General features: G+C 68.0%; 20 protein-coding genes. 3 read left to right on the forward strand and 17 right to left on the reverse strand.

Features of this window, described 5'->3' with window-relative positions; all coding sequences use genetic code 11:
- Positions 1 to 71: 71 nt before the first annotated feature.
- From metG to EV646_RS13645, 4 genes are read right to left on the reverse strand one after another with little or no spacing between them, the layout of a single operon-like run.
- A complete protein-coding gene (gene metG, locus EV646_RS13630; protein WP_132148311.1) occupies positions 72 to 1,637 on the reverse strand; it encodes a methionine--tRNA ligase in 1,566 nt (521 codons plus the stop codon).
- Between the two features lie 29 nt (positions 1,638 to 1,666).
- Positions 1,667 to 2,509 carry a 16S rRNA (cytidine(1402)-2'-O)-methyltransferase gene (rsmI, locus tag EV646_RS13635; protein ID WP_132148313.1) on the reverse strand — a complete coding sequence of 281 codons (843 nt, stop codon included), beginning with the start codon at positions 2,507 to 2,509 and terminating at the stop codon, positions 1,667 to 1,669.
- A complete protein-coding gene (locus tag EV646_RS13640) occupies positions 2,506 to 2,925 on the reverse strand; it encodes a type II toxin-antitoxin system VapC family toxin (protein WP_132148315.1) in 420 nt (139 codons plus the stop codon). Before EV646_RS13640 ends, rsmI begins: the two co-directional genes overlap by 4 nt.
- Positions 2,922 to 3,161, reverse strand: coding sequence for a hypothetical protein (locus EV646_RS13645; RefSeq protein WP_132148317.1), 240 nt, complete (start codon positions 3,159 to 3,161; stop codon positions 2,922 to 2,924). Before EV646_RS13645 ends, EV646_RS13640 begins: the two co-directional genes overlap by 4 nt.
- A gap of 96 nt (positions 3,162 to 3,257) precedes the next feature.
- On the opposite strand from EV646_RS13645, the gene EV646_RS13650 reads away from it, so the two are divergent.
- On the forward strand, positions 3,258 to 4,931 hold the full coding sequence (locus EV646_RS13650) for a dolichyl-phosphate-mannose--protein mannosyltransferase (RefSeq protein WP_132148319.1): 1,674 nt from the start codon (positions 3,258 to 3,260) through the stop codon (positions 4,929 to 4,931).
- A 144-nt stretch (positions 4,932 to 5,075) separates the two neighbouring features.
- Here the strand turns inward: EV646_RS13650 and EV646_RS13655 are convergent, their stop codons facing one another.
- The 13 genes from EV646_RS13655 to EV646_RS38860 form a co-directional block, all read right to left on the reverse strand.
- Entirely contained in the window at positions 5,076 to 5,768 is a 693-nt protein-coding gene (locus EV646_RS13655; protein ID WP_132148321.1) for a DUF1707 SHOCT-like domain-containing protein, read from the reverse strand.
- A gap of 20 nt (positions 5,769 to 5,788) precedes the next feature.
- On the reverse strand, positions 5,789 to 6,940 hold the full coding sequence (locus EV646_RS13660) for an MFS transporter (protein ID WP_132148910.1): 1,152 nt from the start codon (positions 6,938 to 6,940) through the stop codon (positions 5,789 to 5,791).
- Between the two features lie 77 nt (positions 6,941 to 7,017).
- On the reverse strand, positions 7,018 to 7,821 hold the full coding sequence (locus EV646_RS13665; protein ID WP_241995905.1) for a Rossmann-like domain-containing protein: 804 nt from the start codon (positions 7,819 to 7,821) through the stop codon (positions 7,018 to 7,020).
- A 217-nt stretch (positions 7,822 to 8,038) separates the two neighbouring features.
- On the reverse strand, positions 8,039 to 9,088 hold the full coding sequence (locus tag EV646_RS13675; protein WP_199236963.1) for a pyridoxal-phosphate dependent enzyme: 1,050 nt from the start codon (positions 9,086 to 9,088) through the stop codon (positions 8,039 to 8,041).
- Positions 9,085 to 10,647: an ABC transporter ATP-binding protein gene (locus EV646_RS13680; protein ID WP_132148325.1), complete on the reverse strand. Its 1,563-nt coding sequence runs from the start codon at positions 10,645 to 10,647 to the stop codon at positions 9,085 to 9,087. Before EV646_RS13680 ends, EV646_RS13675 begins: the two co-directional genes overlap by 4 nt.
- Positions 10,644 to 11,468, reverse strand: coding sequence for an ABC transporter permease (locus EV646_RS13685; RefSeq protein WP_132148327.1), 825 nt, complete (start codon positions 11,466 to 11,468; stop codon positions 10,644 to 10,646). The genes EV646_RS13680 and EV646_RS13685 overlap by 4 nt, the downstream gene beginning before the upstream one ends.
- On the reverse strand, positions 11,465 to 12,403 hold the full coding sequence (locus EV646_RS13690) for an ABC transporter permease (protein ID WP_132148329.1): 939 nt from the start codon (positions 12,401 to 12,403) through the stop codon (positions 11,465 to 11,467). Before EV646_RS13690 ends, EV646_RS13685 begins: the two co-directional genes overlap by 4 nt.
- The gene (locus EV646_RS13695; RefSeq protein WP_132148331.1) at positions 12,404 to 13,936 is read right to left on the reverse strand and encodes an ABC transporter substrate-binding protein; all 1,533 of its coding nucleotides are present in this window, start codon (positions 13,934 to 13,936) and stop codon (positions 12,404 to 12,406) included.
- Between the two features lie 293 nt (positions 13,937 to 14,229).
- A complete protein-coding gene (locus EV646_RS13700) occupies positions 14,230 to 14,715 on the reverse strand; it encodes a MarR family winged helix-turn-helix transcriptional regulator (RefSeq protein WP_132148333.1) in 486 nt (161 codons plus the stop codon).
- A 47-nt stretch (positions 14,716 to 14,762) separates the two neighbouring features.
- Positions 14,763 to 15,749 (reverse strand): copper resistance D family protein, encoded by a 987-nt coding sequence (locus EV646_RS13705; RefSeq protein WP_241995906.1) that lies wholly within the window; start codon positions 15,747 to 15,749, stop codon positions 14,763 to 14,765.
- A complete protein-coding gene (locus EV646_RS13710) occupies positions 15,746 to 16,252 on the reverse strand; it encodes a copper resistance CopC family protein (RefSeq protein ID WP_241995908.1) in 507 nt (168 codons plus the stop codon). Before EV646_RS13710 ends, EV646_RS13705 begins: the two co-directional genes overlap by 4 nt.
- Before the next feature lie 2 nt (positions 16,253 to 16,254).
- Complete coding sequence (locus EV646_RS13715) at positions 16,255 to 16,956, reverse strand: YcnI family copper-binding membrane protein (protein ID WP_132148335.1); 702 nt, start codon at positions 16,954 to 16,956, stop codon at positions 16,255 to 16,257.
- A 53-nt stretch (positions 16,957 to 17,009) separates the two neighbouring features.
- Entirely contained in the window at positions 17,010 to 17,531 is a 522-nt protein-coding gene (locus EV646_RS38860) for a hypothetical protein (RefSeq protein WP_158290957.1), read from the reverse strand.
- Positions 17,532 to 17,628: 97 nt separating this feature from the next.
- On the opposite strand from EV646_RS38860, the gene EV646_RS13725 reads away from it, so the two are divergent.
- Both EV646_RS13725 and EV646_RS13730 read left to right on the forward strand, forming a co-directional pair.
- Positions 17,629 to 18,480, forward strand: coding sequence for an ROK family protein (locus EV646_RS13725; protein WP_132148339.1), 852 nt, complete (start codon positions 17,629 to 17,631; stop codon positions 18,478 to 18,480).
- Positions 18,481 to 18,511: 31 nt separating this feature from the next.
- Positions 18,512 to 19,186 carry a pentapeptide repeat-containing protein gene (locus tag EV646_RS13730; protein WP_241995910.1) on the forward strand — a complete coding sequence of 225 codons (675 nt, stop codon included), beginning with the start codon at positions 18,512 to 18,514 and terminating at the stop codon, positions 19,184 to 19,186.
- Positions 19,187 to 19,191: the final 5 nt, after the last annotated feature.

Here is a 19,191-nt window from a genome sequence, read left to right on the forward strand (position 1 = left end):
GGTCACCTCCTCAGCAAAGTATCACTGAGGATAGTATCATCAAAGATACTATCCTCAGTGATACTAAACCGTCAGGATTCTTCGAGGCGGGGGAACAGGGCGTCGCCCTTGGTGAGGATGGCGCCGGGTGGGAGTTGGGCCCACGTGCCGGCGTCCTGGATCCGCTGGTCCTTCAGGGAGCCGAGCTTTTCCTCGGCGCCCAGGAGCGTCCAGAGCTTCGCGGAGGTCTTGGGCATGGTCGGGTTGTGGAGTACGGCGACCGCGCGGAGAGCCTCGGCGGAGGAGTAGAGGATGGTGGCGAGGCGGGCGCGCTGGGAGTCGTCCTTGGCGACCTTCCAGGGTTCCTGCTCGGTGACGTAGCCGTTGATGGCGCCGACGAGGTCGTTGATCGCGGCCAGGGCGTCCTGGAAGGCGAGGGTGTCGATCGCCTTGTCCGCGGTCGCCACGGTCGCGGCCAGCTTGTCGGCCAGCGCCTGCTCGGCCGGGCCGTGGTCGGCCGGCTCGGGCAAGGCACCGTCGAAGTACTTGCCGACCATCGCCGCGATCCGGCTGGCCAGGTTGCCCAGGCCGTTGGCGAGCTCGGAGGTGTAGACCGCGCTCAGGTGCTCCCAGGAGAACGAGCCGTCGGAGCCGAACTGGATCGTCCGCAGGAAGTAGTACCGGAACGCGTCCGAGCCGAAGTGATCGGTGATCTCGTGCGGCGCGATCGCGGTCAGCTTGGACTTGCTCATCTTCTCGCCGCCGACCAGCAGCCAGCCGTGCGCGAACACCTGCCGCGGTACGGCGACCTCGGCAGCCATCAGCATGGCCGGCCAGATCACCGCGTGGAACCGGAGGATGTCCTTGCCGACCAGGTGTACGTCGACCGGCCACAGCTGCTCGAACCGCTCCGGGTCGGTGCCGTAACCGGCCGCGGACACGTAGTTCAGCAGGGCGTCGATCCAGACGTAGAGGACGTGCTCCTCGTCCCACGGCACCGGGATGCCCCAGTCGAACGTCGACCGCGTGATCGACAGGTCCTGCAGGCCCTGCTTGACGAACGCGATCACCTCGTTGCGGGCACTCGCCGGGGCGACGAAGTCCGGCTGCGATTCGTAGAGCTCGAGCAGCTTGTCGGCGTACGCGGAGAGCCGGAAGAAGTAGTTCGTCTCCGAGACCGTCTCCAGCTCGGTGCCGTGGATCATGCACCGCTGGGTGCCGTCCTCGTCGGTCCGGATGTCGGCGGGGAGCTTGAACTCCTCGCAGCCGACGCAGTACAGACCCTCGTACTCGCCCTTGTAGACGTCGCCCTTGTCGTAGAGCCTCTGCCAGAACTCGCGGACCCGCTCGGTGTGCCGCTGCTCGGTGGTCCGGATGAAGTCGTCGTACGCGATGTCGACGTCGACCCAGGCCGGCTTCCAGGCCTCCTCGACCAGCTTGTCGGTCCACTCCTTCGGCGTCATGCCCTGGGCCTGCGCGCTGCGCATCACCTTTTCGCCGTGCTCGTCCGTACCGGTCAGGTACCACTTGCGCTCACCGCGCTGGGCGTGCCAGCGGGTCAGGACGTCCCCGGCCACCGTCGTGTACGCGCTGCCGATGTGCGGCGCGGCCGTGACGTAGTAGATCGGGGTGGTGACGTAATAGGCCTTCTCGGACATGTCTTCAAGGGTAGTGCCGCGGACCAGCGCTATTTACCAGGGTCCCGGGCCGCGAGTACGGCGTCGTACACGGTCCGCTTGGGCACGTTGAAGCGCTTGGCGACGTCCGCGATGGCCTGTTTACGGGGTGTTCCGGCTTCCTCGTCGGCGGCGACCTCTTCGGCGAGCTCCGCCGGGGTGAGGGTTTTGTGTGGGTCCGCGCCGGCGACGACGACGGTGATCTCCCCGCGTACGCCGTCCTTCGCCCAGCTGATGAGGTCCGCGAGCGGGCCGCGCTTGACCTCTTCATACGTCTTGGTGAGCTCGCGGCAGACCGCCGTACGACGATCCGCGCCGAACGCCTCGGCCATCGCCTCCAGAGACGCCGCCAGCCGGTGCGGCGCCTCGAAGAACACCATCGTCCGCGGCTCGTCCGCCAGCTCCCCCAGCCGCCGCGCCCGCTCCCCCGCCTTCCGCGGCAGGAACCCCTCGAACGTGAACCGATCCACCGGGAGACCAGACAGAGCCAGAGCCGTCAGTACGGCGGACGGCCCGGGAACCGCGGTGACGTCGACCCCGGCCTCGATCGCCGCGGCCACCAGCCGATACCCAGGATCCGACACACTCGGCATCCCCGCATCCGTCACCACCACCACGGTCTGCCCCGCGGTCAGCGCCTCCAGCAACTCCGGCGTCCGCTCCCGCTCATTCCCCTCGAAGTAACTCACCACCCGCCCGCCGACGGTGATCCCCAGCTCGGACGTCAACCGCCGCAACCGCCGCGTGTCTTCGGCCGCCACCACATCAGCCTCGGAAAGCACCCTCCGCAACCGAGGCGACCCATCCCCCACATCCCCAATAGGAGTCCCCGCCAACACCAATCGCCCGGTCATGGCAACAGCGCAAAGGCGTCGACGTGCTGTGGCCGAACGACGCTGAAGTGTCTGCGGTCCAACGTCGCGATCTCCTCGACTTCAAGTTGCTCCGCCAGCGTCACCACCGACGCGTCCACCAAGCCCAATGGGAGGTCCGCGTATTGGCCGATCAGGTCAGCAATGCGCTCTAGCCCTGCGGCCGTCGCCGGGGCGATGGTGAAATCACCGACCGCGAGCGACCGGACGAAGGCGGCCTCCGGCTTGGAGCCACCCTCGCGCGCGAGGAAGTAGCACACCTCGGTCACGACGAAAGGCGGCACGACCAGCCGCTCGCCGTTGAGACGCAGCGAGGCGAAGAGGTCGACACAGCGCTGATGATTGATGTCCGTGCTGATTGCGGCGGCAACCAGCGGTCCGGAATCGACAACGATCACTTGGCGTCGCGTCCGAACTCTGCCCTGAGGATGTCATCGATGTGCTCGGACAGGTCCGGGCGGCTTCCTGCGACAGCACCGAACCATGAAGGCGGCCAGCTGCCGGAGCCGTGCGCGCGCTCGACCCGAGCCTCGGACTGCAACTTGAGCAGCCGAAGCTCTGGCAGGAGATCAGCCGCGGCGCTGTCCGACAGGGTGTCAATCAGCGCGTGCATCTCTTCTCGTGGCGTGCTCATGTTACTCAGTGTAGAAGGTTCGGTGGATGATTTTCGGTTGTCCACAGGGGGCGCTTCGGACGGCCCCGGCGGTGGTGGTACCAGAGCGTCCGTACCATGGCGGGCGTGACTGCTGTGATCGAGGACGGGACCGTTCGGCGGGGTGACGCTGCCGAGGCGCGGGAGACGCTGGGGCGGGACGTGCTCGGGAGGCGGCTGCCGCCGCTGAAGGAGCGGCTGTATCCGGCCATGCCGAAGGACTTCGACGGCGGCTGGATCGCCACGGTGGCGATCACCGCGCTGGCCGGGTTCCTGCGGTTCTGGCACCTCAGTACGCCGGTGAAGTTCGTCTTCGACGAGACGTACTACGCCAAGGACGCGTTCAGCCTGCTCAAGTTCGGGTACGCGCGGCAGTTCATCGACCAGCCGGAGGGCGCCGCGGACAAGGCGATCCTGGCCGGCAACCTGGACGTCTTCAAGGCGACCCCGAGCCTGACCGTGCACCCCGAGGTCGGCAAGTGGATGATCGCCGCCGGCGAGCAACTGTTCGGGATGAACACGTTCGGCTGGCGGTTCATGCCGGCCCTGTTCGGCACCCTGACGGTCCTGCTGCTGATCCGGACCGTACGGCGGATGTCGCGCTCCACCCTGATCGGCTGCATCGCCGGCCTGCTGCTGGCCGTCGACGGTCTGCACTTCGTCATGTCCCGGGTCGCGCTGCTCGACATCTTCCTGGCGTTCTGGCTGGTCGCAGCGATCTCCTGCCTGGTCGCCGACCGGGACTGGACCCGCCGCCGGCACGCCGAGTCCCTCGACAAGCCGAACCCTGACGGCAAGGTCGGACGCTGGTTGCTGATCCGTCCGTGGCGGATCCTGGCCGGCATCTGCTTCGGCCTGGCGCTCGGCACCAAGTGGTCCGCCGTCTGGGTGATCGCCGGGTTCGGCATCCTCGTCTTCGCCTGGGACCTCGGCGCCCGGCGGGCGCTCGGGGTCCGGTTCGCGTTCGTGAAGTCGGCGCTGGTCGACGGCATCCCGGCGTTCCTCAGCATCGTGCTGGTCGCGGTGGTCACCTACGCCGCGACCTGGACCGGCTGGCTGCTGCACGACAACGCCTACGACCACGACTACGCGTCGAAGAATCCGGCGACCGGCGTGATGAAGGTGGTCCCGGACGACTTCCGCTCCCTGATCCACTACCACCAGGAAGTGCTCGCCTTCCACACCGGCGACTACATCAAAAACGCCACCCACCCGTACCAGTCGCACCCGGCCGGCTGGCCGATCATCGCCCGCCCGATCGGGTTCGACGCGGTGAACGACATCAAGCCCGGTATGCAGGGCTGCTCCCCGACGGCCGGGCAGAACTGCCTGTCGGTGATCTCCGCGCTCGGCACTCCGCTGCTGTGGTGGGGCGGCGCGCTGGCGCTGATCGCGGCGCTGATCCTGTGGCTGGGTCAGCGTGACTGGCGATTCGGCGTCGCCATCGTCGGCTACATCACCTGCTGGGTGCCCTGGTTCGCGTTCGACGACAGACCGATCTTCTTCTTCTACGCCGTCACCATGATCCCGTTCACGGTGATGGCGCTCGCCCTGGTCCTCGGCAAAATCCTCGGCCCAGCCCGGACGGCGTTCGGCCAGGCGACCACGCGCCGATTGGTCGGCAGCGCGGTCGTCGGGGCGTTCGTCGTACTCGTGGTGCTGAACTTCGCCTACATCTGGCCGATCCTGACCGACAAGGTTCTCCCCCACTCGGCCTGGCTGAGCCGCATGTGGTTCAAGTCCTGGATCTGACCTGAGCCGAGCGCGACCCTCCCCGGCATTTGATGGGTTCACCCATCAGCTTGTGGGTTCACGGCCCGGATGTCGCGGGGGAACCCGCAAGCTCGTGGGTGAACCCACCAACTGTGGGCCGGGTGCGAAGCGGATGTGCCGGGCTCAATGACCTAGCTGGCCGTGGCCATGACTGTGGCCGTGGCCGCCGGGGTTCTTGAAGCGTTTCTTGTGGCGCTTGGAGGAGACCTGGCCGCCGACGCCGCCGAAGAGGGCTAGGCCCTTCACGACGACGACCGGGGCGTTCGGGTCGGGGTTGTCGCCGCCGCGAGCCGCGAAGCCGCCGAAGATGCCGACGCCCTCGTTGCGGACGCCGACCGCGTCCGGCACGGTGATGTCGATCCCGCCGAAGACCGCGAACGCCCAGATCGTCACCTCACGGCCCTCGAACACGGCGTCAGTCATGTCTAGGTCGTGGCCGCCGAACACCGCGACCGCGTTGGTCCGGCGCTTGACCCGCCAGCGGCCCTTCCGCTCGCCGCCGCCGAAGATCGCGACCATGGTGTCGAAGCTGTCCGCCGGGTTCGCCGGCTCCTCGATCGGCACCGGGCTGTTCGACACCGCGGCGGCCGGTACCGGCGCCGGACCCTGCCCCGGTACGACGAGGTCGCGGGTGATCGGCTCGAGTTCGCCCAGGGTCTTCGCCTGCAGCGTCTGCTCGAGCCGCTCGGCGTGCTCGTCCTGGCTCAACCGCCCGGACATCAGGGCGTCCCGCAGTACGTCGACGACCTGGTCGCGATCGGTGTCGGAAGCGCGTAGGTGCGCGTGCGGGTGCTGACGCTCGGGCAGGTTCTCCATGAGACGGAACGATAACTCCGTCAGGCTCTAACTCGCAGGGCGAATATGACCGCGATCAGGGTGATCGACGCGAAAGTCAGGGCGGTGCCGGGGTATCCACCGAGGCCGAGACCGAGACCGCCGAGCGCCGCGCCGAGGAACGTGCCGAGGCTCATCCCGGCGGCGTTGACGCTGAGCGCGGAGCCGCGGAGGTCGCCACTTCGCCGTACCAGCAAGGTGGTGACGCAGGCGGCGACGGTCGCGTGGCTCGCGCCCATCAGGGCGGTGAGCAGGAGCGTCAGCGGGAGGGTCGGCGAGAAGTAGAAGGCGACCACGCTGGTCAGCGCGACCGCGAGAGCGACGAGGAGCATCTTCTCCGGGCCGATCCACTGGCGCTCGAGCGCGATGTAGCGGCCGGCCAGCAGGTTGCCGACGAAGAACGACGCGCCGCTGAGCGACCACACCAGCGCGAACCAGCCCGGCGCGAGGTCGAACGTCTGGTCGTAGAACGCTGCGAGGTAGGCGAGGTACCCCATGAACGCGGCGGTCCGGAGCATGGCGACCACGAGCAGCGGCAGGGCGCCAGGGATGCGGGCCAGTTCGCGGTACGTCGCCAGGTAGCTGACCCGCTCGGTCCTGAGCGGCGCTTTGCGGCCGCGACCGCGCCAGAAGAACGCGGCCGAGAGCGCGAGTGAGATGGCGGACGCGGCGAGCAGGTTTCCGCGCCATCCCCACAGCAGACCCGGTACGGCGAGAACCGGCGCGGCCAGCATCGCCATCGCCGAGGTGGTCGCGGACACCAGCGTCGCGGCCCGGCCAGCGGCTGCCGGGGTCTTGAACCGGTCAGCCGCGGCGGCACCGATCGAAGGCGCGAGGATCGAGGTCGACGCGCCGATCAGCAAGCAGAACGCGGCCAGGGCAAACACGTTGCCGATAGCACCCAACGCCGCCGACAACCCCAGCAACGCAAGCCCTCCGGCGGCGACCAACTCCCGCGCCATCCGGTCGATCAACGGCGCCAGCGAGAACCCGACAATCAACGCCGCCAGCCCGCCCAGCCCGCGCAGTCCCCCGATCTCCGCCACATTCCCATCCGCGGCCGCCGCGATCGGCACCAAATACATCCCGAACACCGTAAACGGAATAAGACTGACCGCCGAAGCCAGCAAAAACGGCCAAAGCCGCCGAGCCATCCACAAATCCCCCGGCACCTCGGCCGGCCGCGGGGCGACCACCGGCGTGGAGATGGCTGGGTTCTGACTGTGGGTGCTCATTTGTCCGTCCTGGAGTGGTAGCGGTAGAGGCTGCTCGGGCGGGAGCTGAATTGAGAGAAGGGGAAGGGTTCGGCGGAGAGGGCGGTCACGCCGGAGCCGAGGAAGGAGCGGATGACTGCGCTTCCGGTCTGAGCATAGACGACCAACGGCTTTTCTTGCTGGCGGCAACGATCGAGGAGAACGTCGAAACTCCCGTTGGACAAGGTCATTCCGGTCGCCACCACAGCGTCGGCAGCGTCGACAACCGCCGTCATGTCGCGGGAAACCGGCAGCCCGGACGCGGTCTCGCGAAGGTTGAAATCGCACGGCAGACAAACTCCGCCGCGCGCGGTGATTGCCTCGACCAACGGGTTCACCACGCCGATCAGCGCGACCTTCGACCCGGGCGCGACCTCCAGCAGTCCCGCTACCGCCGCATCGCGGGCCCGCGCGCGAACATCCGGCGTACCAGCGGGAAGCACGACCTCCTCCGCCAGCGCCGACACGTGATGCGGCTCGACCGCCGCCAGATAAGCATCCAGCGCAGCGATCTTCACCGGCAGCGCCGCATCAGACCGCAGTACGTCGTCCAGCGTCAGACCCGAGGTATCAGCGCAGTACGACGGATCGAGCTCACCGGACTCGAACGAGCAGGCACCGAAGACCTCGCCGACACGGAGCAGCACATAGTAATTCCGGTAGGTGACGTCGGCCCCGGGCAGCCGCGTGGTGTGGTGCAGCCAGAACGCGCTCGTGACATCGAACGAGGAAGGAGCAGGGCCAAGAGAACCGGCGAGGACGGAGGAAGTCAGTTCAGCCACGGAAGCGGTCATGGCAGATCGGCCAGCCTTTCAGGGTCATAAGAGAGGGCGGACAACTCTGGACGACCCGCGGGCTGGAAGCAGTACAGGAGCGAGCGACGATCGGACGCGGTCCGGTTCGGCGCTAAGCACTTCCTCGACCACGTCCCGCAGCCGGTCCACTTCCGTTGCCGTGAACAACTGCGGCAGCAGCACATACCCCGTCATAGTCGTCAGCTTAATGCGACGGTGTCGCAGATGGGAACTCCTCGTGCCGGGCCCAGGCCGATTCCCGCCGGTCCCACGACATGGCCGACCACGGCACCGCCAGCTCATCCAGCGAGGAAATCTCTCGCGGCCGCATCGACGCCATCGGCCGCGCCTCGGCATGCCGCGCGAACGCCGACTCGACGTACCGCGTCCCGGTGTCCGCGGCCAGGAACACGTGCTTGCGGCTGCTGTCGCAGTTGTGTTCCCACAGGGCCGACAGGTACGCCGCCCCCGCCGACAATCCGGCGAACACCCCGGACGTCCGGAGCAGATCCACCGCCGCCGACATCGCGTAGTCGAACGAGATCCAGTGCAACCGGTCGTACAACTCGTGCCGCACGTTGCGGAACTCGATCGAGCTCCCGATCCCCGCGATGATCATGTCCGGATCCTGGGTGTGCCCGGCCCCGAAGGTGATACTCCCGAACGGCTGCACCCCGACCAGGTTCACGTCCCGGCCCCGGTCCCGCAGGTACTCCGCGATCGCCCCGGTCGACGCGCCGGTCCCGACCCCGCCGACCAGACAGAGCGGACCGGCCGGCACGAGTTCGCCGATCAGGTCGGCGATCGCGCGATACCCGAGGTAGTGGATGTCGTCGTGATACTGCTGCATCCAGTGGTACGACGGGTTGTCGCGCAGGATCTCGCCGATCCGCCGGACCCGCAGGTTCTGGTCGAGCTGCAGGTTGTTCGACGACGGCACCTGTTCGACGGTCGCGCCGAGGATCTCCAGCTGGATCTTCAGCGTCCGGTCGACGGTGGTCGAGCCGACGATGTGGCACTTCATCCCATAGCGGTGACACGCCAGCGCCAGCGCGTGCGCGTAGATCCCGCTCGAGCTGTCGATCAGCGTGTCTCCGGGACGGACGGCCCCGGTCTCGAGCAGATGGCGTACGGCGCCGAGCGCGGAGTACACCTTCATCGTCTCGAACCGCAGGCAGATCAGGTCGTCGCCAACCCGGATCGGATCCGGGTCCTTGATCGCCTCCGCCAGGTGGTCGTGCAGTCTGGACGTCATCGGCGCGGTTCGCTCCTCGTGTCATTGCTGCTGGTCAACACGGGCGGAGAATCAGGTGGCCGGTGGCCAATCCGGGCAGCCCTCACCAGCCGCCGGGTCAGGTCGTGCTTCGGTTCGGTCATCACGGTCGCCGGTGGACCTTGCTCGATCACCCGACCGGCTTCGATCACCAGCACGTGGTCGGACACGGCCGCGACCAGGCCGAGATCGTGGCCGATCCAGACCAGCGCCGTACCGCGGTCCTTCAACTCGGTGAGCAGTTCGACGACGAGCGCCGTACCGTGATCGTCGAGGGCCGTGGTGATCTCGTCGCAGATCAGTACGTCGGGATGCGCGAGCACGGCCCGGGCGAGTGCGGCGCGTTGCAGCTCGCCGCCGGAGAGCCGGCTCGGCGGCCGGCCAGCCGTGATCGCGGAGACACCCAGCCTGGCGAGGGTCGCGACAGCCTCCGCGTCGGCTTCGGTGTGGCGCAGACCCCGCAGTCGTTGAGCTGTGCGGGCCACTTGCTGGTCGACCGGACGGCGTTCATCGAACGAGCCGCGGACTTCCTGCCAGACGTATTGGATCCGCCGGTTCTGCTCGAGCGACCGCTTCCGCAGTACAGGCAGGGACTGGTCGTCGAGTAGCAGTCGGCCGGTGTAGCGCTCGTGCAGACCGGCCACGCAGCGAGCGAGCGTGGTCTTGCCGCTCCCGGACCGCCCGACGATGCCGATACAGTGACCGGGCCGTACGGCGAGATCGACCCCGTGCAGAATCGGATCCCGGCCGCGGGGGCGCAGCGACGCTGACAGGCTCATTGCCTTGAGCAACGGTTTGCCCGCGGCCGTGGTTCCCGCCGGGGCGAGCTCCGGCGCTACGGCAAGCACCTCAGGCCCGCCGGAATCGATCACTTGACCGGCCGACAGTACGACGACCTGGCTGGCGAGCGCGCGGACGAGGTCGAGGTCGTGGCTGAGCAGCAGGATGCCGAGGCCGCCGTCGGCGAGACCCTCCAGCTCACTGACGAGCTGCAGGCGGGTGATCGAGTCGAGGCCGGTGCTCGGTTCGTCCAGCACCAGCACCTTCGGCCGGCACGTCAGCGCTTGCGCCATCGCGATCCGCTGCCGCTGCCCGCCGGAGAACTGATGCGGGAATCGCTTGAGCGTCTTCGGGTCACTCGGCAGCTGCGCCGCTCGCAGTGCTTCAACGACAACGTTCTCCGTCGGATGGTGCAGTCGCTCCAGTTCGCGCAGCGTCGCGCCGATCCGCCGCGCGGGATTGAGCGCGCTGCCCGGGTGCTGCGGCATATACGCCACGACCCGGCCTTTCACGCCGGCCGCGGCAGAGGTCGGCCCGTTGCGGTCGACAACCACTTGGCCGTCGACCTCGACTGTTCCGCCGAGACGCACACCGTTGCCGTGTTCACCCAACAGCGCCAGCGCCGACGTCGTCTTACCCGAGCCCGATGCACCGACCAGCGCCGTCACCTGCCCCGGCCACACATCGAAGCAAACGTTGTCTACAAGGATCGATTCACCTGCTGTCGCAGCCAGCCGGATGACCTGAACGACGGGGTTCATCGGGCCACCTCCACCAAGCGGCGGGAGCGGTGGACCAGGCGATCCGCCAGCAGGTTGAAGCCCAGGGTGAACGACACCAGCATGAAGGCGGGCGCGAGTACCGCCCACGGTTGCAGCAGCAGCCCTTCACGGTTGCGAGACACGCTGACCGCCCAGTCCGGCGCGGTCGGGCTCAAGCCGAGACCGAGGAAGTTGACCGAGGCAACCAGGAAGACGGCGAGGGTGATCCGGGTACCGATATCCGCGGCAACTGGTCCCAGCACCGCACGACCGACGTACCCGAGATGAATACCGAACCAGCTCTCGCGTTGCATCCGGAGCGCCTCGACGACCGGGCTGCTCGCCGCGTCGAGGGCAGCCGCCCGCACCAGTCGCGCGACCGTCGGGACGTTGACCATGGCAACGGCGAAGGTGATTGCGAGCGCCGATGCGCGCCAGCCGACGGCGACCACGCTGATCACGAGGAGAGAAGGCAGCGGGAGCAGTACGTCAAGCGGACGGATCAAAGCTTCGTCGAGCCAGCGGTGCCGAGTCGACGCTGCCGTCAGTCCAATGAGACCGCCGACGATGTAGGCGATCAGCACCGCGCCAAAGGCCATCCCCAGCGCCGTCCGACCGCCGCTCAGCAATAGCTGCAGCACGTCCCGCCCGAGCCCGTCCGTCCCGAGTACACCTTGGGAGGAGTAGGGGAGGCCGGGGGCGGCTTCAAGGTGGACGAAGGGGCCGAAGACGGCGACCAGGAGCGGGACGACGACGAGTACGGCCGAGACAGCGAGCGGCAGACGCGCGACTGAACCCGCCAAAGGCAAGCGGGCCTTCATCGGAGGAGCTCCGTCCGCGGGACCAGGCGGTTGCAGACCAGGTCGGCGGCGAGGTTGATCACCAACGCCGCGACCGCGAGTACCAGCGTCAGCCCTTGCACGACCGGCACATCCCGCGTCTCCACCCCGTCGACGAGCGCCGTCGCGAAGCCCGGAATCGCGAAGATCGCCTCCACCACCAGGACCCCACCGAGCAACGTGTCCCCGGTCCGCGCCAACTCCTGCACCCCAGGCACCGCCGCGTTCGGCAACACATGCCTGAGCAACAGCTGCCGCCGCGGAACGCCAAGTCGCCGAGCCTGTACTACGTACTCCGCCTGCAGCGCGCTGATCGTGCCGGCCCGGACCTGGCGGGACAGGAGACAGACCGTGCGGCCGAAGAGAACCGCGACCGGCAAGATCAGGAGGGCCGGGCTCGCCAGCAGATCGCCGCCGACCCAGGTCGCCGGTAGCCAGCCCAGCTTCAACGAGAAGACGGCTACCAGGAGAACCGCGATCACGAAGTCGGGGATCGCCGACAAAGCCAGGGTGACCGAGGTGATTGCTCGATCGAGTCGGCCGTTCTCGCGGGTGCCCATCACGATGCCGAGAACGACGGCGAGCGGCACGACCACCGCCAGAGTCGCCAAGGTGAGGACCAGCGTCGCGCCGACCGAATGTCTGATGATGTCTGCCACCGGGCCCCCGCTGATCAGCGACGTCCCGAGATCGCCGGTGAGCACATTGCCGAACCAATGACCGAAGCGTTCGAGGGCCGGCTGGTCGAGACCGAGTTGCGTCCGCATCCGGGAGATCCGCTCCGGTGTCAGCGTCTCCGTGAACCGCATCTCCGCCGCATCACCCGGCAACAGAGCCGTGAGGACGAAGACAAGAACCGACAGTACGGCGAGCTGGACGAGGGCAAGGGCGGCCCGTTGTGCGGCGTACGACCGCATTCAGGCCAGCCACACCTTGTCGAACCGGCCGGAGTCCAGCGTGTTCGGCGGCACCGCGGCAACGCCCTGCACCTTGGCCGACACCGCGACCAGGTAGTCCGGATGCCCCCACGCGATGATGCCGCCGTCGTCGCGAAGCGTTTGCTGGAGTTCACCGTACTTCGTGGATCGCGCGGTCTCGTCAGTCAGCACCTGGGCGGCTGCGAACCCGGAGTCGAAGGCGGGCCGACGCCAGTGGGTAACGTTGAACGGCGACTTGGTCAGCAGCCGATCGGTGATGTACTGCGGGATCGGCATCGCGCCGGACCGATGGTTGCCGATGGCACCTTTGGTGAGCAGATCCTTCGCGTAAGTCTGTGAGCTGCCGGTGGTCACCTTCAGCTTGACCCCGGCTTCCGCGACCTGCTCGGCGAACAACGTCGCAGCCTCGACGAATCCGGCCGAGGCGTCCGCGGTGAGGAACTCGATCTCCTGGTTCAGCACGCCGGCCTTCTTCAGCAAGGCCTTGGCTTCCTCGACATTCCGCTCACGCTGCGGCAGGTCGGCCGGGTAGTACTGATAGCCCTTGCCGAACAGATCGTTGCCGACGGCACCACGACCGGCGAGCACCACATCGACCAGCCGTTGCCGGTCGGCGAGCAGCTTGAACGCCATCCGGACGTCCGGGTTGTCGAACGGCGGCCGGTCGACCTTCATCACGAACGCCTGCATCGTGCTCGCCTTGGCGGCGACGATCCGCACCGTCTTCCCGGCTTCCGCCGTACGCGCGAAGGTCGCGGTCATGTCGTTCGCGTACTCCGCCTGACCACCCTGTACGGCGTTCGCGCGAGCCTCGGACTCGGCCGACAGGATGTGGAGCTCCTCGATCCGCGCCGGCTCGTCCCAGTAGTCGTCGTACCGGCTGGCCACGAGAGAGCGACCGGCGTCGAACGAGACGAACCGGAACGCCCCGGTGCCGATCGGCTTGGTCGGGTCCTTGAACCCGTCGCGGACGATCTGCGTGCCGATTCCCGCAAGCAGAGCAGGGAATTCCGCGTTCGGCGCGGACAGGACGAGTTCGACCGTACGCGCGTCGATCGCCTTGCTGCGGCGAAGATCGAGCGTGGCGAGCGACGACTGGGCGACCCGCTCCGGTACGGCGGGATCGGCGATGCGGGCGAGGCTGTACAGGACGTCCTCGCTGGTGAGTTTCTTCCCGTCGTGGAAGGTCGCGTCCCGAAGGGTGAACCGCCAAGTTGTCGCCTGCGCGTCGTGTTCCCACTTCTCCGCCAGCCGCGGCACGGGCTTCAGGTCGGGGCCGAGCTCGACCAGCTTCTCGTACATCGCCTTGTGCCGCGCGATGTCGACGAAAAGGCTCTGGACGTGCGGATCGAGGACCTCTTTGGCGCCGCCGCCGGCATACACCGCGCGGAGCCGGCCGCCTTGTCGCGGTTGCGCGGCCGCCTCGCCGCCGGATCCGCACCCGGTCAGCGCCGCCAGCCCCGCTGCACCGGTCAACCCTAGGAAGCTTCGCCTGTTCAGAGCATCGGACATGCGCGTTTCCTTCACGGTAGAGGTCCTCCGGCGACGCCCACCACCCAGCGTCACCGGCCATGAATCCTGCCGGTAATGAAAATCGTTGTCAAATTCAGCGCGCATCCGAAGAAGACCAGATCATTCTTTCCGGCAGCGTCGCCCGCCGCTGGCCGTGACGGCGTGTCACCACCGTCTTACTCCCGGGTACCAGAAGTGATGACGCACACCAAAGACCCCGGACAGGCAGCCTGGCCGCCGCGGGACGTGGAGGTTGAACGCAGGCCGAGGTGGGCTCGGCTGCGGGGCGGGTTCTACTGGTCGCAGTCGGAGGTGGCGCAGGGGTCCGCGGGGATGCCGGCGGAGATGCGACCCAGCAGGGCGTTGAGCTGGTCCTGTTCCTCGGGCGTCAGCTGGTCGAGGAAGTAGGTGCGGACGGCATCGACGTGGTCCGGCGCGGCGGCCTCGATGGCTTTGCGGCCGAGGTCGGTGAGACGAACCATCGAGCCGCGGGCGTCCGAGACGCACTCCTCGCGGCAGACCAGCCCGCGCTTCTCCATCCGGCTGACCTGATGCGACAGCCGGCTGCGCTCCCAGCCGACTGACCGGCCCAGATCCCGCGTCCGCAGTACGCCGTTCTCCGCGACGGACAGCGGATGCAGCAGCGCATAGTCGGCGCCGGACAGCCCGGCATTGCCGATCAAGCGCGCCTCGAGGGCACGCATCAGCTCGCGGTAAGCGTCCCGGTACGCCTGCCAGAGCGCCGCCTCGCGCGCGTCCAGCCACCGCGGATCCGTCATCCACCCATCGTACGGCCTTGTGTTGACATATCACCAAGTACGAACGGTCAGGGCGTGCGCGACAGGGCAACGGCCAGTCCGACGGTCGCTGCCATGACCAGCAGCTCGACCACCGCCAGTCGCCGGAACGCCGCTGGATCGCCCGCCGCCAGGTCAGGAAGCGTCGTACGGCGATGCCACCAGCCGACGGTCACCAGGATGGCGAATGCCACGCTCTTGGCGAACACCAGAGCGCCGTACCCGCTCGTGACCCATTGGGTGATCAGGCCCCAGCCGTCCTCGCGTCCGCCGAGGTGGATCTCCGCGGTCAGCAGACCGGTGATGCCCATCGCGATCGCGCACACCAGGGCGAGCCGGCTGAACCGCTCGACCGCCTCGCCTTCGCGCGCGTAGCGCAGTACGCCGCCCAGCCCGCCGATCCAGGCGGTTGCCGCGAAGACATGCACGACGAGGGAGCTGGTCGCGAGGACCGACCAGATGTTCGTACGCTCGATCGCGCCATGGCCGGTCAACAACGGCCCGGTCAGCGCCGCCGCCGTGAGTACCAACGCGAACCGCGCGCCGCGGAGAGTCCGGCATCCACTGAGCACCATGGCGAGAAGAGCCGTGAGTACGACGGCAACCGCCAGCGCCCTGACCTGGTTGAGCTCACCCGCCGCGGACGCATGCTCGCCGAGGTGACTCAGCGGAATCCCCAGAATCACCGCGGCCGACGTCACCAGCCCGCCGATGCTCGCCACCGCCCAGATACCGGCGGCAACAGCCGCGTCCTGGCACGCCCGCAACGCCCGCGTCTCCACCCTCCCGTCGGTTGCGGGCAGCAACAGTACGACGGTCAGCACAGCTCCACCAGTGACGATTGCTGCGGCGTCGGCAACAAAGCGCAGTACCGGAACCGCCCAAGACAAAGGCAATCCGGCACCGATGAGCCCCGCAGGTGGACGCGACGGTGCACCACCCGCGACGACCAAGGCAACGACCATCACGGCGATGCCGGCGGCAACCAAGCTGCCGCTCAGCACCTTCGAGTTCACGACGCCGGCCGACGGCGGACGATGACGACGGCCAGGGCGACGACGACGAGCATGACCAGGCACATGGCGACGATGGTGACCGTGTTCGAGTCGTCCTTCGTGGCCGGCGACGACCCCGCTGGTTCGGTCGCGGGGTGGCCGGCGTGGGTGACGGTGAAGGAGCCGCTGACGGTGACGGGATGGCCGTCGGCAGAGACGACGCGAGCGTCGACCAGGTATTTGCCGGCCTCAACCATCGCGCCGACCGGCTGGGTCACCTTGTTGTCGATCACCTGCACGTCACCGGTCGCGACGTCCTTGCCGCTGGGCGACCTCACCGCGACCTGCGTGCCGTTGCTGCCGACCGGTTCGTTAAAGGTCAGCACCACCTGCGTCGGCGGCGCGGCCATGGACGAACCGTCGGCGGGCGTCATCGACTCGAGTTTGGCGTGCGCCGCCGCCACCCCGGTGGAGACCACCAGAGCGAGCAGCGACGCCACCAGCAACGCAATCAACCGGCGCACGACTACGACTGTGCCTTCCCGGACTCCGAGGTACCAGCCCCGACCGGCTTGCGAGAGCGCAACCCGAGACCCAGACCGATCAGCCCGAGCAGCAGGCCGGCGCCACCGAGGCCGCGGGCCAGTGGATCAGAGGAGTCCTCCGACGAAGACGGCGAGGATGACGCGGCGACCGGAGTCACCGCGGCCGCCAACTTCAAGGCAGGCGCGGGGTGTTCCGCTTCGGAGCCGTCCACCCACTGCACGACCTCGCCGTCACTGTAGGTCTGCACAGCCGGGAAGCTCAGCGAATCGACGCCCTCGGGCAGCCGGCCCACCGACAGGGCGAACTCGTCGAAGTCGTTCGCGGGCACACCTGCCCCGGTCGCGGTCCAGGTGACGGTGGTGATCGCCTGCGACAGCGTGACGTCGCCGACCTTCACCGGCGCGGCCAGCTTCTCGGTCGTCTTCACCACCTTCCACCCGTCCTTCACCTGCGCACCGACATGCGCGAACGGGTGGTCCTTGGGGAGCGATACAACAAGCTTGGTGGTACTCGCGGTGTCGGACTCGGTCGGGACCCGGAACACCAGCTTGGCGTACCCGCCGGGCTTGGCGTCCGGCGACGACACCGTGACATGAGCCGACGCCGAGGTGGCGGCACCGGCCAGGACGAGCGTGGACGCGGCAGCGATCGCGCCGGCACGCAGGACAAATCTCGAAAGCATGAAAAGACCTTTCGCGGTCACACACAATCACCCGACCGCGAAAGCGCGGCCGGTCAGGACGGAGCTGGGATCACGCGTGACAACGGCGGTCCGCGCCGGGAGACGTTGGAAGTGAGCCACCGCTGGACGAGTCGCGGTTCGACCGGTGCGGCGGCCAGTACGGCGACGTACCGTCGTACCGGAATCAAGACGGGAAGCTGCGGCAGGAGGCGCGCGAAGATCCGCAGCACGCGACAGACCCAGCGATGGGCCCGGCTGATCGCCAGGACGCCGGCGAGCAACGCCGCGAGGTGGGTCGCGGTCATGAACAGACTGCCCCGGATGCCCTGATGCACGTGATGCGATCCATCAAGGCTGACATGCACGAAGAACTGCACGCCGGCCAGCACAAGAGCGGACAGCAGCGGCTCGTCGGCGAGGTACTCCCCCAGCACCCAGCAAACCGCCATCAGCGCGAGCAGCGGTGCGACCATCGCGAGAGGAACGGGTCCGCCACCGGCCAGGACATGGCCGACCACCGCGACCACGACGCTCAGCGCCGCGACCACGGACGTCGCACAGCCCTCCGCACGCAAACCGGCTCCCCCATCTCGTTCCCGTCCACCCTAATGCGCCGCAGTGAAGCGCCGTACGGCGTCCCGGAACGCTCAGTCGGCACCACGTCCTGACATCATGACCGCCATGGATGTGCCGGTGCTGGAGATCGGGGGAAGCCACGTGACGGCGGCGGTGGTGTCGCCGGACGGCTGGGGCGTGACTGTGGTGGAACGGGCGAAGCTCGAGTCGCAGCAGGCGGCCGACGTCGTCCTCGGCCAGCTCGCCGCCGCGGCCCGGAAGTTGCCGTTGGCAAACAGCCTGGCCGTCGCGCTGCCTGGGCCGTTCGACTTCGCGACCGGCGTCGCCTGGTACCGCGGGCAAGGCAAGTTCGACAACCTGTACGGACAGAACGTCGGTGAAAGCCTGCGTGACCTGCTGAACCTCGACCAGATCCTGTTCATGAACGACGCGGAGGCGTTCGCCGTCGGCGAGTGGACCGCGGGCGAGGTGCGCGGGCTGGAGCGCTGCGCCGGCGTCACCATCGGAACCGGCATCGGTACGGCGTTCCTCGCCGACGGACTGGTGGTCCGCGACGGCGACACCGTCCCGCCCGGCGGTGAGTTGTATCGGACGTTCTACGACAGCTGGCCGCTGGAGGACAGCATCTCCGCTCGGGCGATCCTGCGCGCGTACTTCGCCTGGACCGGCAAGGAGGAGCTGGACATCGGAGTCAAGGAGGTGACCGAACGGGCCCGGGCGGGTGAGGTCGTGGCGCGTGACGTGCTGCTCACGGCGTTCGGCGTACTGGCCGCTGCGCTGACGCCGTGGCTGGAGCGGTTTGGCGTGACCAAGGTAGTGCTGGGTGGGTCGATCTCCGGCGCGTTCGACGTCGTCCGGGAGGTCTTCGCCTTCGACGTCGAGGCAACGCAGGACACCGAGCACTCGGCCCTGATCGGCGCCGCCGCCCACTATCTCCGCAGCACCTGAACTGTCGGTGGCCTTCGTTACGGTCGGCTGCATGAAGATCGCCGCACCACGATTGCGTGCCCAGCTCGAGTCGGCCTCACTCACGCCGGAGGAGGTCGAGGACGAGGCGCGGCTCCTCGATCTTGCGCTGGAGGACGTGGACCTGAGCGACGTGGAGGCCGAGCACGTCGAGGTGAGCGGCTGCCGGCTGACCCGCTGCAAGCTGGGCGGTTCGGACCTGGACAAGCTGATCGTGGTCGACTCAGAGCTGAGTCAGTGCGACGTGGCGAACGCCCGGTGGTCCGATGCCGCGCTGACCCGGCTCGCGATCACGTCGTCCCGGCTGACCGGTGTCGCCGTACCTGGATCGAGCTTCCAGCATGTGACCATCCGCGACAGCGTGCTGGATTTCGCGTCGTTCCGGTTCGCCAAGTTCGTGAAGGTGGAGTTCAGCGACTGCCGGTTGCAGAGCGCGGACTTCGTCTCCGCCGACCTGTCCGGCACGGTGTTCCGCGGCTGCGACCTGACCGGCGCCGAGTTCTCCCAGGTCAAGGCCGCCGGTGCGGTCTTCGTCGACTGCACCTGGGACTCGACCCGCGGCCTGACCTCGCTGACCGGTGCCACGGTGGCGGCCTCGTCCCCGATCGACACCCTGACCTTCACCAGCGCGGTCACCACCGCTTCAGGCATCAAGCTCGCCCACCCGGACGACCTTGACGGAGCGTGAGCCTG

Origin of the sequence: Kribbella antiqua (assembly GCF_004345665.1) — a bacterium.
GTDB lineage: Bacteria > Actinomycetota > Actinomycetes > Propionibacteriales > Kribbellaceae > Kribbella > Kribbella antiqua.